This window comes from Dietzia sp. Alg238-R159 (assembly GCF_900537145.1).
GTDB lineage: Bacteria > Actinomycetota > Actinomycetes > Mycobacteriales > Mycobacteriaceae > Dietzia > Dietzia kunjamensis.
Window position 1 is genome coordinate 471,843 of the sequence record NZ_UNRI01000001.1, and the last position, 14,692, is coordinate 486,534.

A 14,692-nucleotide genomic window follows, 5' to 3' on the forward strand; every position below is an offset into this window, starting at 1 on the left:
GTGACCGATTCGACTCCCGCCGCGCCCGGGGCCGCCACCGGTGAGCCCGCCGACGACACCCCTGAGCAGCTGCGCATCCGCCGCGACAAGCGGCAGCGCATCCTCGACTCCGGGGCGCAGGCCTACCCGGTGGAGGTCCCCCGTACCCACGGGCTCGCCGAGATCACCTCGGACCCCCGCTTCCTCGCGCTGGAGCCGGGTGAGGAGACCGACGCCCGAGTCTCGGTGGCGGGCCGGGTCCTGTTCATCCGCAACACGGGCAAGCTGTGCTTCGTGCGCCTGCAGGACGGTCTCGACCCGTCGGCGGACCTGTCCGCCCCGGTGGCGGAGGGGGAGGTGGGACCGCTCACCCCGCAGCTGCAGGTGATGCTCTCGCTGGCAGCCGTCGGCCAGGAGCGTCTCGACGCGTGGAAGCAGGACGTCGACCTCGGTGACCATGTCTCGGTGACCGGCCGGGTGGTCCGGTCCAAGCGCGGTGAGCTGTCCGTCATGGCCGATTCCTGGGTGCTGGCGGCCAAGTCGCTGCGCCCGCTGCCGGTGGCGCACAAGGAGCTGAGCGAGGACACCCGCGTCCGCCAGCGCTACACCGACCTGATCATGCGGGACGCCGCCCGCCGCAATGCCATCACCCGCATCAAGGTGGTCCGCGCCCTGCGTGACGCCCTGGAGAAGCGCGGCTTCCTCGAGGTGGAGACGCCGATGCTGCAGACGCTGCACGGCGGCGCGGCGGCACGGCCGTTCATCACGCATTCCAACGCGCTCGATCTGGACCTCTACCTGCGCATCGCCCCCGAGCTGTTCCTCAAGCGGTGCGTGGTGGGCGGGATCGAGCGGGTCTTCGAGATCAACCGCAACTTCCGCAACGAGGGCGTGGACTCCTCGCACAGTCCCGAGTTCGCGATGCTCGAGACCTATCAGGCCTACGGCGACTACGACACCTCGGCCACGATGATCCGCGAGGTCATCCAGGAGGTCGCGCACGCGGTGTTCGGCTCCACGACGGTCACGCTCGCCGACGGCACCGAGTACGACCTCGGCGGGCAGTGGCGCGAGATGCGGATGTACCCGTCCCTCAACGAGGCGCTGCGCGCCAAGCACCCCGGGGTGGTGGGGGACGACGACGAGGACCCCGTCACGGTCGACTCGACGGTCGACGAGCTCACCGAACTGGCGGGGAAGGTCGGTCTCGAGGTCCCCAGTGGCCAGGGGTGGCTGCACGGCAAGCTCGTCGAGGAGCTCTGGGAGCACCTGTGCGGCGATCAGCTCGACGGACCGGTCTTCGTGCGGGACTTCCCCGTGGAGACCTCGCCGTTGACCCGCGATCACCGCACCGACCGCGGGGTCACGGAGAAGTGGGACCTGTACGTCCGCGGATTCGAGCTGGCGACCGGCTACTCGGAGCTCGTCGATCCCGTCATCCAGCGTCAGCGCTTCGAGGACCAGGCACGGCTCGCGGCGGCGGGTGACGACGAGGCGATGGTGCTCGACGAGGAGTTCCTCGCCGCGATGGAGCAGGGCATGCCGCCGACCACCGGGCTCGGGATGGGGATCGACCGACTGCTCATGGCGTTGACCGGCCTGGGCATCCGCGAGACCATCCTGTTCCCGATGGTCAAGCCGCTGCCGCGCGACTGACGGCGGCGGCCGGGTGGGGCTGCGGCCCGGCCGGCGCTCGGGTCGCCGGTCAAGGCGCCCCCGCGCCGGCCGCCCGCCGGCCCCACGCGGACTCGACCATGTCGCGCAGCGCGCGGGCGTCGATCCGGTCGAGCCTGGTCACGTAGAGGCAGCCCTTTCCGCTCTTGTGGGGGCCGAGTCGGGCCAGTTGCTCCTCCTCGTCCGGCCCGCCCAGGAGCCCGTAGAGGGATGTCGCCGACGACCTCGGGCTGAAGCCCACCACGAAGGTGTCGCCCTCCCGGCCGCTGTCGTAGACGTAGTGGCTGTGTCCGTATCCGACGATCGAACCGGCCCACATCGAGGCCGGCTCCCCGGTGATCTCGTCGAACATCGCGAGCAGTCGCAGGCCGTCGTCGACGCGCCGAGCGGTGGGAAGGCCCTCGATCCATTGCCTCGGCGGCGCCCCGGTGGGTAGTAGCGTGGTGTTGTCGTTGCGGCCGGTGGCCGCGGGCCGGGACACGGGGGCGGAGAAGGCGAGCCCGGCGGCGGTCAGCGCCTCGCGCAGGACGCCGAGCTGGGACGGTCCCACCCCGTGGAGCGCGAGGACGTCTTTCTCCGGGGTGCCGTCGAGGTGCCGCAGGTCGGTGATTCCCGCGGTGGCCAGGGCGCGCGTCGCCGGGGCCGAGAGCCGTGGCAGCGGCAGCGGGGGACCTGTCATGCCCACGACGCTAGACCGACACGCACAGCCGGGCCAGGCTCAGGTGCACAACGATCGCCCCGCCCCGTGGTCAGAATGCGACGATCTCGTCTCCGACCCTCAGTTGCTCGAAGAAGTGTGCGGCCGCCTGCTGGCCCAGGTGGACGCACCCGTGGGACGGTTCGTCCAGCCGACCCTGGTGGAATGCCATGCCGTCCACGGTGAAGTAGGTCGAGTACGGCATCGGGGAGTCGAAGACCCGGCTGTGGTCGTGGCGCACGTGCCGCAGGATCCGGTGCGCGCCCCGCGCGGTCTCGTAGCCGGGCATGCCGGTGGTCACGGGGACGGGACCGTAGGTGATCTCCCCGTCGTCGACCATCCAGGCCCGCTTGCCGTCGACGTCGACGCACGCCCGGGCGGTCGGTGGGCACCGGGATGGCGCGGGTTCGCCGACGGTGTCCGGGGCGCCGGGACCGTTCCCGAGCAGGGTCTGACGCGTCAGTTCGTCCACCTCTCCGGCCTCGACGGGGCCGCCGGCCAGCACGTCGCGGGCGACGAGGTCCACGTCGGTCAGGTGGGCCGGCCGCCCCTGTTCCTCCAGGACCCGGTGGGCGACCGAGCGGACCATCTGCTCGTCGACGGCCACCGGCTGCGGGGGCGCATCGGTCACGATCCGGGTGTCCGTCTCCGTGACACCGGCGGCGTCGGCGGGCGGGGTGGCCGAGGGCGACACCCCGGACGCGGTCCCGGCGGCGGAGGCGCCGAGCAGCGCGGCGGCGCCGAGTGCCAGCAGGCGAACCCGGCCGGTGGTACTACTCCGAGAGGCCATGCCGCGACCCTATCCATTCCCCGCCCGCGGGTCAGCCGGCCCGCGAACTCCCGGGCCCCGCTCGGCACCCTCCCGCCGCGGGTCCGTCCGTGGGGACGAGACCGGAACGTGATTGCGAGTCGCACGTCCGGGCGATCCGGGTGGGCGATAATCCGGGGATGGACACACTCTTATCGCGCGCGGGAGCGGTGGTGGCCGCCGCGCTGATCGCCGTCGGAGGGGCGGCCCCGGTGGCGTCCGCGCAGTTACCGGTCGGCCTCCCGGCAGAGGTGCAGCAGGTGGTGGACCAGGCACAGGCGGGCTCGGCGCAGGCGGAGGAGCAGGTGCGGACCTCGGTGGGCGGCTCGCTCGCCGCCGCCGGCATCGCCCCGCCACCCGGTCTCGCCCCGTCCCAGGCCCGCTCACCGCAGCCCGCCCCGCCTCCGCCTCCGGACCCGACCCCGCAGAGCCCGTGCCCGCGTACCGCGGCGGCGTGTGTGGACCTGGACGGGAACCGGGCGTGGCTGCAGTCCGGGGAGCGTCTGAGCTACGGGCCGGTGCGGATGTCCCACGGCATGGCCGGTTGGGAGACCCCCAGGGGGACCTATCAGGTCACGCGAAAGGTGCGGCACGAGGTGAGCCGGTTGTTCGACAACGCGCCCATGCCCTACGCGGTGTACTTCGTCGGGGGGATCGCGTTCCACGAGGGCGACCCCACGGTCGAGTCGCACGGCTGCATCCGCCTGGACCAGCCCGCGGCCGCCACCTTCTTCGATCGGCTGCAGGTCGGCGACACGGTGGTGGTCTTCTAGATCACCCGTACTAGATCACCCGCGCGTCCATCGTCCGGTGGCCCGAACCGGGGTCGGGGTGGACGTACTCGGCGGTGAAGGCGGCCCACGCCGACACCGCCGCCACCGTGACGAAGCCCAGGGCCGCCACGTAGGGCCCGAAGGTGACCGACGCGTCCGCCGGCAGGCCGGACAGCATGGGTTCCGCCTCCCCCGTGGAGGCGATGAGGATCCACACGAACGCGAGGTGTCCGACCAGGGCGCCCGCCGCCACCACCGCGGCGGCCAGTGCGAACGCGCCCAGTCGCGTCACCGCGGTCGCCGCCACCAACAGGAGCATTCCCACCAGGCCCAGGTAGAGCACGGGTGCCACGCTGCGGACGTCGATGAGGTCGGTGATCCCCAGCGCGGTGATCTGCTCGCCCCGCCCGGTGCTCAACCAGGGCAGGTAGAGGCTGAGCAGGGCGACGGCCAGGCCTCCGACCTCCACCAGTGCGCAGAGTCGACTCCGTCCGCGGGATATGACCTTGGTCCGGGTGGGGGTCCTCGTGGGGAGGGGGATCCGGTGGGGTGGGGGAGGTGTGTACGCGGCCATGAGGATCGCCTTTCGGCGACGCCGGGCCGCCTGTGTGGTCCTGACCTGATGATATGCCCGAACCGTCAGTGCATCCACCCGATGCGGCGGGCCCGCGTCGGCCGGTGTCGCTCAGTCGCGGAGGTGTCGCCCCGCCTCGACGTCCGGGAAGAGGTAGTCGGCGGCGCGGGCCGCCCATACGGACCCGGCGAACACGAGGACGAACCCCAGCGCGGCCACGTAGGGGCCGAACGTCACGGATGCGTCGGACGGCAGCCCCGCCAGGATCGGGTCCGCGCTGCCGGTGGAGGAGCCGAGCGTCCACACGAATGCGAGGTGGGCGGCGAGCACGGCCAGCGCCACGATCGCGCTCGCGTAGGCGAAGGCGCCGAGTCGGGTCACCGTGGTCACCGCCACCAGGAAGGACATCAGGACCAGCCCGAGGAAGAGGACCGGAGCGACGCCGCGGACGTCGATGATCTCGGTGATGCCGATCGCCGTGATCTGTCCGCCCCCGTCGGTGGAGAGCCACGGGAGGTAGAGGCTGAGCAGTGCCGCTCCGAGGCCCGCCACCGCGATGAGGGCACCGATCCGGTTCCGCACGTGCGGGATGAGCCCGTCGCGGGAGGGGGACGTCTCGGAGCGGTCCTCGCGGTGGGGCGCGCGAGGCGTGTACGCGGTCATGTCGATCACCCTTCCGGCACGAATGTGCGCTTGTGGTTTACGTCACATCTTAGTCCTGGGTCGCCCGGGGATCCACCGCCGATCACCACCGCCGGTCATCGCCGGCGGTTCGTCCGGCGTGTCGGCTCGGCGGACATGGGATCCTCCGGCCACGGGTGTCTGGGGTACCGCCCCCGCATCTCCGCGCGCACCCCGGGATAGGCCTCGCGCCAGAAGAACGCCAGGTCCCGTGTCACCGCGAGCGGCCGGCCGGCGGGCGAGAGCAGGTGGACGGTCACGGGCACCCGGCCGTCGCAGACGCGGGGGGAGGTGGTCCAGCCGAAGCACTCCTGCAACTTCACCGCCAGCACCGGCGGGTCATCGGAGCCGACCTCGGGGTAATCGACGCGGTACGACGACGAGGAGGGCACCTGCAGGCGGTCGGGCACCAGCTCATCGAACCGACCGGCCTCGGGCCAGGGCAGCAGTCGGCGCAGCGCCGGGCCGAGGTCTCGTCCCGCCAGCCGGGAACCGTGGGCGAGGGCGTCGATCTCTGGGCCGAGCCAGTCGTCCAGCCGCTCCGCCAGCCCGTCGGCGGACACGTCCGGCCACGGCGGGCCGAGCTCCCGGTGCGCGAGCCCGAGACGGCGCCACAGCCGGACCGCGTCGTCGTCGGGACCCAGCGCGGCGAGTCCGCCGGCCCGGACCGCCGCCGCCACCGCCCGCCCGGCGGCCGCGGGCGAGGTCCGGACCGGTGTGGAGGAGAGCTCGATCGCGCCGAGCCGCCGGATGCGCCGCCCCGCCACCGAACCACGGTCGAAGACGGCCGTCTCGTCGTCGTCGAGGAGGTGTGACGCCGCACGTTCCGCAGCCGGTCGGTCCACGGCGGCGCCCGCGCGGATCACCGCGCCGGCCTCTCCCGCCGCACGCCCGGAGGCACGCCCGACCTCGGCGACCGCGAGCCACTCGTGGCCCGCCAGTGCGGAACCCGGCGGCACCACCGCGCCGGTCCCGGAGGCGAAGGTGTACTGGTCGCCGCGTCGGCGCGCGACGCGGTCCGGGTGGGCGAGCGCCACGACCGTCCCGACGGCGTCCGCCAGCGGGATCCCTCCTCCCGGCTGGCCGCTCCCGCCGTTCCCGCGCCCGCCGTTCCCGCCCCGGCCGTCGGCCCGGCTGGCACCGCGGTCGCCCCGCACGATCCGCTCGAGGCGGCGGACCTCCCGCTCCCACGACGAGGCGTCCGGCGCGCGTCCCGACCGCAGTGCCCGCAGGTCCGCGACCAGGTCACCGCCGGGCGAGCGCCGACCCGAGGCCAGCATCGCGACCACCTCGGCGGCCGTCGTCGCCCCGACGAGCCCCGCGCCGTCGAGCAGCGCCCGGGCGTGACGCGGATCGGCCGGCACCCGTGCCAGGTCGCGCCCGCGGTCGGTCACGCGGCCGTCGTCGTCGACCCCGCCCAGGCCGTGCAGCACCGCCTCGGCGCGGGCGATCTCCCCCGACGGCGGCGGATCGGGCAGCGCCAGCCCCTCGCCGCGGGGAGCACCCCAGCAGGCCACATCGAGCGCGAACGTCGTCAGGTCGGACGTCGCGATCGCCGGGGTGCGGTGGTCGGGCAGGTGCGAGTACTCCTGCTCCGTCAGGCAGCGCACCGCCACGCCGGGGCCGAGCCGGGCGGCCCGTCCGGAGCGCTGGACGCACGAGTCCCGCGACGCCGAGACCGTCACCAGCCCGGTCATGTCCCGCGCGGTGTCCCGGCGCGGTTCGCGGCTGAGGCACGCGTCCACCACCAGTCGTACCCCGGGCACCGTCAGCGAGGACTCCGCCAGGTCGGTCGACACCACGATCCGCGGCAGCACCGCGTCGCCCGGCCCGGTCCGTCTCCCGGAACCCGAGACCGCCCGGTCCTGCGCAGCGGCGTCCAGCCCGCCGTGCAGCGGCAGGACCTCGACCGCGTCGCCCGACCTCCCCGACAGCGCGCGCACGACCCGCTCGATCTCGCGCACACCCGGCAGGAACACCAGTGCGTCGACGCCACTCGCGGCGACCTCGCGCGCCGTCACCGCGGCCACATGGTCCAGGAAGGCGTCGGTGACCCCGCGGGCGTCCAGGCGGGCCGCCGGCGGCGGGGCGTACCGGATCTCCAGTGGGTGCAGTTCCGCAGGGACGTCGACGACCGGCGCCGCGGTGTCCCCGGCCGCGGTCCCGCCGCCGAGCAGCCGGGCGAAGCGCCCTGCCTCCACCGTCGCGGACATCGCCACCACCGGCAGATCGTCGCGCAGCTGCCGCACCTCACACAGCAGTGCGAAGGCCAGGTCGGACTCGACGTCGCGTTCGTGGACCTCGTCGAGCACCACGGCCCCGACACCGGGCAGGTCGGGATCGGCGAGCAGTCGGCGCACCAGCACCCCCGGCGTCACGAACTCGACGAGGGTGTCCCTGCCGACACGCGAGTCCCCACGGACCGTGTAGCCCGCCACGTCACCGGTCCCGGTCCCCGTGAGCGCGGCAAGCCGCCGGGCGGCCGAGCGGGCGGCGACCCGTCGGGGCTGGGTGACGACGACCCGCCCCGACACCGCGTCGGCGACCGCGGGCGGGACGAGTGTCGTCTTGCCGGTGCCGGGCGGTGCCTGGACCACCGCGGTGCCCGCCGTGGCGAGGGCGTCCAGCAGGGCGGGCAGGGCGCGGGTGAACGGCAGCCCGCGGCCGATGCGGTCGAGATCGAACGCGCTCACGGCGCCCGGCCGCCGATCGCGTAGCTCATGGCGACGACCCTAGTGGCCGGGGATCCGGCCCGTTGCGGGGCGTTCGCTGACGGCGTACACGATCATGCAATCGTTCCCCGACCTGCCGCGTTGAACACTGGTGACGGGCCTCGTGCTGCTCCTGCGGTGCAGAGCGTCAGAACCGGCCACTACAGTGGTGAAAAACCGAGGAATGTGAGGTAGCACGATGTTCGAACGGTTTACCGACCGCGCGCGTCGCGTCGTCGTCCTGGCCCAGGAAGAGGCCAGGATGCTCAACCACAATTACATCGGCACCGAGCACATCCTGCTGGGTCTCATCCATGAGGGCGAGGGAGTGGCCGCCAAGGCCCTCGAGTCCCTCGGGATCTCGCTGGAAGCGGTGCGGAGTCAGGTCGAGGAGATCATCGGCCAGGGCCAGCAGGCGCCCAGCGGGCACATCCCGTTCACGCCGCGGGCCAAGAAGGTCCTGGAGCTGAGCCTGCGCGAGGCGCTGCAGCTCGGCCACAACTACATCGGCACCGAGCACATCCTGCTCGGCCTCATCCGTGAGGGCGAGGGCGTCGCCGCCCAGGTGCTGGTCAAGCTCGGCGCGGACCTCACGCGGGTGCGCCAGCAGGTCATCCAGCTGCTGTCCGGGTACCAGGGCAAGGAGGCCGAGGCCTCGGGCACGCCCGCGGGCTCCGGTGGTCGCGAGGCCGGGACCCCGTCGTCGTCGACGGTCCTGGACCAGTTCGGTCGCAACCTCACCCAGGCCGCCATGGAGGGCAAGCTCGACCCGGTCGTCGGTCGCGCCAAGGAGGTGGAGCGCATCATGCAGGTGCTCTCCCGGCGCACCAAGAACAACCCGGTGCTCATCGGTGAGCCCGGCGTGGGCAAGACCGCCGTCGTCGAGGGCCTGGCGCAGGCCATCGTCAACAACGAGGTCCCCGAGACCCTCAAGGACAAGCAGCTGTACTCGCTGGACCTCGGCTCGCTCGTGGCCGGGTCCCGGTACCGCGGTGACTTCGAGGAACGCCTGAAGAAGGTCCTCAAGGAGATCAACCAGCGCGGCGACATCATCCTGTTCATCGACGAGATCCACACCCTCGTCGGGGCCGGTGCCGCCGAGGGCGCGATCGACGCGGCGTCGATCCTCAAGCCCAAGCTGGCCCGCGGTGAGCTGCAGACCATCGGTGCCACCACGCTCGAGGAGTACCGCAAGCACATCGAGAAGGACGCGGCGCTCGAGCGTCGTTTCCAGCCGGTGCAGGTGCCCGAGCCGAGCGTCGAGCTGTCCATCGAGATCCTCAAGGGACTCCGGGACCGCTACGAGGCCCACCATCGGGTCACCATCACGGATTCGGCCCTGGCCGCGGCGGCCCAGCTGGCGGATCGCTACATCAACGACCGCTTCCTGCCGGACAAGGCCATCGACCTCATCGACGAGGCCGGTGCTCGCATGCGCATCAAGCGGATGACCGCGCCGCCGGACCTGCGCGAGTTCGACGAGAAGATCGCCGACGCGCGCCGTGAGAAGGAGTCCGCGATCGACGCGCAGGACTTCGAGAAGGCCGCCGGACTGCGGGACACGGAGAAGAAGCTCATCGCCGAGCGTGCCGAGCGCGAGAAGCAGTGGCGCGCGGGCGACATGGACGTGGCCGCCGTGGTCGACGAGGAGCAGATCGCCGAGATCCTGGGCAACTGGACCGGTATCCCCGTCTTCAAGCTCACCGAGGAGGAGACCACCCGTCTGCTCCGCATGGAGGACGAGCTGCACAAGCGGATCATCGGCCAGGAGGACGCCATCAAGGCGGTCTCGCGGGCGATCCGCCGCACGCGTGCGGGGCTCAAGGACCCCAAGCGCCCCTCGGGCTCGTTCATCTTCGCCGGCCCGTCCGGTGTCGGTAAGACGGAGCTGTCCAAGGCCCTGGCGAACTTCCTGTTCGGCGAGGACGACGCGCTCATCCAGATCGACATGGGTGAGTACCACGACCGCTTCACCGCCTCGCGGCTCTTCGGCGCGCCCCCCGGGTACGTCGGTTACGAGGAGGGTGGCCAGCTCACGGAGAAGGTGCGGCGCAAGCCGTTCTCGGTGGTCCTGTTCGACGAGATCGAGAAGGCCCACTCCGAGATCTACAACACCCTTCTCCAGGTGCTGGAGGACGGCCGTCTCACCGACGGTCAGGGACGCATGGTGGACTTCAAGAACACCGTGCTGATCTTCACCTCGAACCTCGGGACCAGGGACATCTCCAAGGCCGTCGGGATGGGCTTCCAGTCCTCCGACAACACCGAGGACGCCTACGAGCGGATGAAGCAGAAGGTCAACGACGAGCTGAAGAAGCACTTCCGCCCGGAGTTCCTCAACCGTATCGACGAGATCGTCGTGTTCCACCAGCTCACGCAGGAGCAGATCGTCCAGATGGTCGACCTCATGGTCAGCCGTGTGGGCGTGGCGCTCAAGGCCAAGGACATGACCATCGAGGTCACCGATCGGGCCAAGCAGCTGCTGGCCAAGCGGGGCTTCGACCCGGTCCTGGGTGCGCGGCCGCTGCGTCGCACCATCCAGCGCGAGATCGAGGACACGCTCTCGGAGAAGATCCTCTTCGGCGAGGTCGCGGCCGGCGAGCTGGTCACGGTCGACGTCGAGGGCTGGGACGGTGAGTCCGACAAGACCGAGGACGCGAAGTTCACCTTCTCGGGCGCCCCGCGTCCCGACGCCCCCGCGGACCGCGAGGGCGAGGAGATCACGGCGAGTGTCGCGCCCACCGGCGAGGCCGGCCCGGGTGACTCGCTGCCGCCGACCTCCGGTGGCTTCGGTGGCGGCTCCACCGGCGGGCCCTCGGGTTCCGGCGGCGGGGCGGCTCCCGCCACCACCTGATCCGGTGCCGGTCCGCCCCGAGCGGCTGACGCAGAGCCCGAGCGGCTGACGCAGAGAACGACCCCCGCCACGAGGCGGGGGTCGTTCTCGTTCTCCCCGCTCGGGAACGGGGCGGCTGTGTCAGGCGGAGGGGGTCAGGCGGAGGGGGTCAGGCGGAGGGTGTCAGGCGGAGGGCTTGACGTCCATCACGACGTCGAACTCCAGCAGGTTCGCGCCCTCGGCGACGGGCTTGCCGTGCTCGCCGGCGTGGGCGGCCCGGGCGTCCCCGTCGCGCCACGCGGCAAAGGACTCCTCGTCCTCCCAGGTGGTCACCACGAAGTAGCGGGTCTCGCCGCCGGTGGGGCGCAGCAGCTGGAAACCGAGGAATCCGGGCGAGTTCTCGACGGTGTGCGCCCGCTCGGAGAAGCGGCGCTCGAGCTCGGCGCCGGCCTGCGGCGGGACGTTCAGGGCATTGATCTTCACGACGGCCATGGGCCGAGCCTACCCAGGCGGGCCTACGCGGGAAGTGAGTAGTGCTCGCCGACGCGGACGACGAGCCCGTCGCCGAGCAGCGAGTCCAGTGCCCGGTCGCGCTGGGTCGCGTCGGGCCACACCGCGTCCAGGGCGCTGCGGGCGGCGGTACCGTCGCCGTCGCGCAGGACGTCCAGCAGCAGCCCCCGCACCTGCCGGTCGGTGCCGGCGAACGTCTGCACCTTGCGCCGCGGGCCGTCCCACTCGGGTCGGCCCGCGGCCAGCCACGCGCAGGTGGGGGCGAGGGGGCAGTCGTCGCAGCGGGGGGCCCGGGCCGTGCACACCAGCGCACCGAGCTCCATGACGGCCACGGAGAACGCCACGGCTCGCTCGCGGTCGTCCGGCAGCAGCGCCTCGACGGCGGCCAGGTCGCGTCGCGTCGACGGGGGCCCCGCCTCCGCGACGCCGCGCACGGCGCGTGCGACGACCCGGCGGACGTTGGTGTCGACCACGGGGACTCGCCGCCCGTAGGCGAAGCAGGCGACCGCGCGCGCGGTGTAGTCGCCGACGCCCGGCAGCGCGAGCAGCTGGTTGACGTCGTGGGGGACCCGGCCGTCGTGGAGGTCGACGACGGCGAGGGCGCACTCGCGGAGCCGTAGCGCGCGGCGGGGGTAGCCGAGCTTGCCCCACATGCGGATCACGTCGGCCGGGGCGGCCGCCGCGAGTTCCGCGGGGCCGGGCCAGCGGTCGAGCCAGGCCCGCCAGACGGGCTCGACCCGGGCGACGGGGGTCTGCTGGCTCATGACCTCGCAGAGCAGGATCTCCCATGCGCCGACCTGCCCACCGCGCCACGGCAGCGGGCGGCCGGCGCGGGCGAACCAGGAGAGGAGTGCGGAGGTGTCGAGAGAGGTCAACGCGAGTCTTCCGGGGTCGGCGGGGCACAATATGAGCCATGCCTCATACCAACCCGATCAGCGCATGGGCCTCGCTCCGTGACGGCAACCACCGCTTCGTCGATTGCGAGATGCGTCATCCCAGCCAGAATACCCAGCGTCGCGAGCAGCTCGTCGCCGCGCAGCACCCGAAGGCGGTCCTGTTCGGGTGTTCGGACTCCCGGGTCGCGGCCGAGATCATCTTCGATCAGGGGCTCGGTGACCTCTTCGTCATCCGCACCGCAGGCCATATCATCGACACCGCGGTGCTCGGGTCGATCGAGTACGCGGTCCACGTGCTGGACACTCCTCTGATCGTGGTGCTCGGCCATGACAGCTGCGGCGCGGTCAAGGCGACCGTGGACGCGCTGGCGACCGGGGAGATCCCGCCCGGCTTCCTCCGGGACGTGGTGGAGAAGGTGTCCCCGTCGATCCTCAACGGGCGTCGCGAGGGGCTCAGCGGCATCGACGATTTCGAGGCGCGCCACGTGCTCGAGACGGGTGAGCTGCTCGAGCAGCGTTCCAAGATCATCAGCGAGCGGATCGACAACGGCGAACTCGCGATCGTCGGCGTGACCTACAAGCTCTCCGACGGCCGCGCCTACCTGCGCAGCGTCCTGGGCGAGGTCGAGGACGTCCCCCACGGCCCCGGTGAGGAGATGGTCGCCATCTGACGCCCTCCGGCGGCCCGGCGGCCCGGCGGCCACCCGGTCTGAGGGACACGCCGCGCCGACGGGCAGGTGGGGCACCCGCGCGGCTCTAGAGTTGGACCCGTGCAGGAACCCCAGGGCCCCCTACCGCGCGAAGTCTATGTGCGTCGCCGCGTCGCCGCGGTCGTCGTCGCCGTCATCGCCGTGGTCGTGGTGGTGCTCGCGCTGTTCCTCGCCTCCCGCGACAGCGGGACCGACACCCAGGAGACCGCCGCGGGCGGGGAGAACGGCACGACCGGGGCCGTCGAGACCTCGGAGACGTCCACCTCCGCGACCACCGAGCGGGACGACGACGGAGGCGCCTCGCGGGGCCGGTGCGCCGACGAGGATCTCCGTCTGGACGTGTGGTCGGCCGAGCCCAACGTGCCCGTGGGCTCCGACGTGCGCTTCTTCGTCAACATCGTCAACGTCTCGGACACCACGTGCGACCGGGACCTGTCGGAGGCGCCGCTGTCGTTCGAGGTCTACCGGCTCGACGACAACTCCAAGGTGTGGTCGAGCATCGACTGCACCACGCCGCGCGAGGAGGACCAGGTCGAGCTGCGCCCCGATGAGCCGGAGCCGCGTCAGATCGACTGGACCGGCCGACGGTCCGCCGAGGGCGCGTGTTCCGAGTCGGACCGGACGCCAGTCGAGGTCGGCGCCTACCAGGTGTACGCACTGGTCGGGAACGTCTTCAGCCCGGCCTCCACCTTCAACGTGGTCGAGGCCCCCGAGTCGTGACCGGGTCCTGACCGGGCCCGCGCCGAGCGATGGGGCGCCGCGGTGGTCGTCAGCCGGTGCCCAGGCCGGTGAGGCGCTGCCGGACGTGGCGGGCCCACAGCGCGCCGACGCCCTCGACGTCGGCGAAGTCCGACTGCTCGGCCGCCAGCAGTGCGGGCACCGATCCGAAACGTTCGACCAGCGCCGTGATCTGCACCGGCCGCAGGCGAGGGATGTGCGCGAGCATGCGGTGTCCGCGGGCGGTGACGTGCTCGTCCAGGTCCTCGGGCTCGGCCGGTAGCCCCAGGCAGCGCGCGACGGGCGCGGGCAGGAGCAGGTCGGCGTCGGTCAACGCGGCCAGTCGCTCGAGCCCGGCGGTGACCTGCTCGGGTGTCGGTATCGGGCGTGCATCGCCGTCGACGGCCTCCACGCGGAGGTGGTCCGCGACCAGGCCCCACAGTTCATCGGGGGTGTCGGAGAGCAGTTCCTCGAGCTGCAGGGTTGTCTGGCGCCCGTATTCGCCCATCTCCACCGTGAGCTCGGCGAGTTCGGCGCCCAGGCGTTCGAGCCTGAGCAGGCGCTGGGCCATGGTCACGACGTCGCGCACCGAGGCGTAGTCACCCATCTCCGCCCGGTCGAGCCGGGCGCGGGCACGGGCGGTGCGGGCGCCGTGCCGCTCCATCGTGGCGACCGTCTGGTCGGCCCGGGCCAGCAGGACCACCGGGTCGGCCAGCACCCGGGCCAGTCCGCCGGCGTAGACGGTCACCGTGGTCATCGACGCCGACACGGCCACCGTGGGGACGCCGGTGTGCAGCGCCGTGCGCTCGGCGGCGCGATGACGGGTGCCCGTCTCGACGGCCGGCAGTGACGGGTCGGGGACCAGGTGGACGTTGGCGCGGGTGATCCGGGAGCCATCGGTGGACAGCACCACGGCGCCGTCCATCTTGCTCAGTTCCCGCAGTCGGGCGGGCGCGAACTCGACGTCGAGGTCGACACCGCCGTCGCAGATGGCCCGGACGGCGGGATCGTCACCGAGCACCACGAGCCCCCCGGTGCCGCTACGGCGGATCCGGTCGAGTGCGTCACGCAGCGGGGTGCCCGGGGCGAGTCGCCGCAGGACGGCCCGCATGTCGGGGTCGACCGGTGA

The 14,692-nt window shown here is 72.4% G+C and carries 13 protein-coding genes; 5 read left to right on the plus strand and 8 right to left on the minus strand.

The features are described from left to right. The gene (gene lysS / locus G6R20_RS02155; RefSeq protein ID WP_163375453.1) at window positions 1-1,635 is read left to right on the plus strand and encodes a lysine--tRNA ligase; all 1,635 of its coding nucleotides are present in this window, start codon (window positions 1-3) and stop codon (window positions 1,633-1,635) included. 49 nt (window positions 1,636-1,684) lie between these two features. Here the strand turns inward: lysS and G6R20_RS02160 are convergent, their stop codons facing one another. Together G6R20_RS02160 and G6R20_RS02165 are read right to left on the minus strand one after the other, a co-directional pair. Beyond that, the gene (locus G6R20_RS02160) at window positions 1,685-2,332 is read right to left on the minus strand and encodes a DUF1801 domain-containing protein (RefSeq protein ID WP_096907355.1); all 648 of its coding nucleotides are present in this window, start codon (window positions 2,330-2,332) and stop codon (window positions 1,685-1,687) included. A gap of 70 nt (window positions 2,333-2,402) precedes the next feature. Continuing rightward, window positions 2,403-3,140 (minus strand): L,D-transpeptidase, encoded by a 738-nt coding sequence (locus G6R20_RS02165; RefSeq protein WP_096906101.1) that lies wholly within the window; start codon window positions 3,138-3,140, stop codon window positions 2,403-2,405. A 158-nt stretch (window positions 3,141-3,298) separates the two neighbouring features. On the opposite strand from G6R20_RS02165, the gene G6R20_RS02170 reads away from it, so the two are divergent. Further along, window positions 3,299-3,931 (plus strand): L,D-transpeptidase, encoded by a 633-nt coding sequence (locus tag G6R20_RS02170; RefSeq protein WP_143337705.1) that lies wholly within the window; start codon window positions 3,299-3,301, stop codon window positions 3,929-3,931. Window positions 3,932-3,941: 10 nt separating this feature from the next. Here the strand turns inward: G6R20_RS02170 and G6R20_RS02175 are convergent, their stop codons facing one another. The 3 genes from G6R20_RS02175 to hrpB all read right to left on the minus strand — a co-directional run bounded on the left by G6R20_RS02175 (window position 3,942) and on the right by hrpB (window position 7,879). Continuing rightward, on the minus strand, window positions 3,942-4,400 hold the full coding sequence (locus G6R20_RS02175; protein ID WP_240341235.1) for a hypothetical protein: 459 nt from the start codon (window positions 4,398-4,400) through the stop codon (window positions 3,942-3,944). 216 nt (window positions 4,401-4,616) lie between these two features. Next, window positions 4,617-5,168: a hypothetical protein gene (locus tag G6R20_RS02180; RefSeq protein ID WP_069389613.1), complete on the minus strand. Its 552-nt coding sequence runs from the start codon at window positions 5,166-5,168 to the stop codon at window positions 4,617-4,619. Window positions 5,169-5,263: 95 nt separating this feature from the next. Further along, the gene (hrpB, locus tag G6R20_RS02185) at window positions 5,264-7,879 is read right to left on the minus strand and encodes an ATP-dependent helicase HrpB (RefSeq protein ID WP_163375454.1); all 2,616 of its coding nucleotides are present in this window, start codon (window positions 7,877-7,879) and stop codon (window positions 5,264-5,266) included. A gap of 217 nt (window positions 7,880-8,096) precedes the next feature. Between hrpB and G6R20_RS02190 the strand changes: the two genes are divergently transcribed. Further along, window positions 8,097-10,751 (plus strand): ATP-dependent Clp protease ATP-binding subunit, encoded by a 2,655-nt coding sequence (locus G6R20_RS02190; RefSeq protein WP_069389253.1) that lies wholly within the window; start codon window positions 8,097-8,099, stop codon window positions 10,749-10,751. 162 nt (window positions 10,752-10,913) lie between these two features. Here G6R20_RS02190 and G6R20_RS02195 read toward each other — a convergent pair whose 3' ends face one another. Together G6R20_RS02195 and G6R20_RS02200 are read right to left on the minus strand one after the other, a co-directional pair. After that, the gene (locus G6R20_RS02195) at window positions 10,914-11,222 is read right to left on the minus strand and encodes an antibiotic biosynthesis monooxygenase (RefSeq protein WP_067711618.1); all 309 of its coding nucleotides are present in this window, start codon (window positions 11,220-11,222) and stop codon (window positions 10,914-10,916) included. 23 nt (window positions 11,223-11,245) lie between these two features. Continuing rightward, window positions 11,246-12,115 (minus strand): A/G-specific adenine glycosylase, encoded by an 870-nt coding sequence (locus G6R20_RS02200; protein ID WP_163375455.1) that lies wholly within the window; start codon window positions 12,113-12,115, stop codon window positions 11,246-11,248. Window positions 12,116-12,153: 38 nt separating this feature from the next. Between G6R20_RS02200 and G6R20_RS02205 the strand changes: the two genes are divergently transcribed. Together G6R20_RS02205 and G6R20_RS02210 are read left to right on the plus strand one after the other, a co-directional pair. Further along, window positions 12,154-12,807: a carbonic anhydrase gene (locus tag G6R20_RS02205; RefSeq protein WP_119193388.1), complete on the plus strand. Its 654-nt coding sequence runs from the start codon at window positions 12,154-12,156 to the stop codon at window positions 12,805-12,807. Window positions 12,808-12,906: 99 nt separating this feature from the next. Further along, a complete protein-coding gene (locus tag G6R20_RS02210; RefSeq protein ID WP_119193387.1) occupies window positions 12,907-13,566 on the plus strand; it encodes a hypothetical protein in 660 nt (219 codons plus the stop codon). 49 nt (window positions 13,567-13,615) lie between these two features. Here the strand turns inward: G6R20_RS02210 and disA are convergent, their stop codons facing one another. Next, complete coding sequence (gene disA / locus G6R20_RS02215; RefSeq protein ID WP_067711629.1) at window positions 13,616-14,674, minus strand: DNA integrity scanning diadenylate cyclase DisA; 1,059 nt, start codon at window positions 14,672-14,674, stop codon at window positions 13,616-13,618. Window positions 14,675-14,692: the final 18 nt, after the last annotated feature.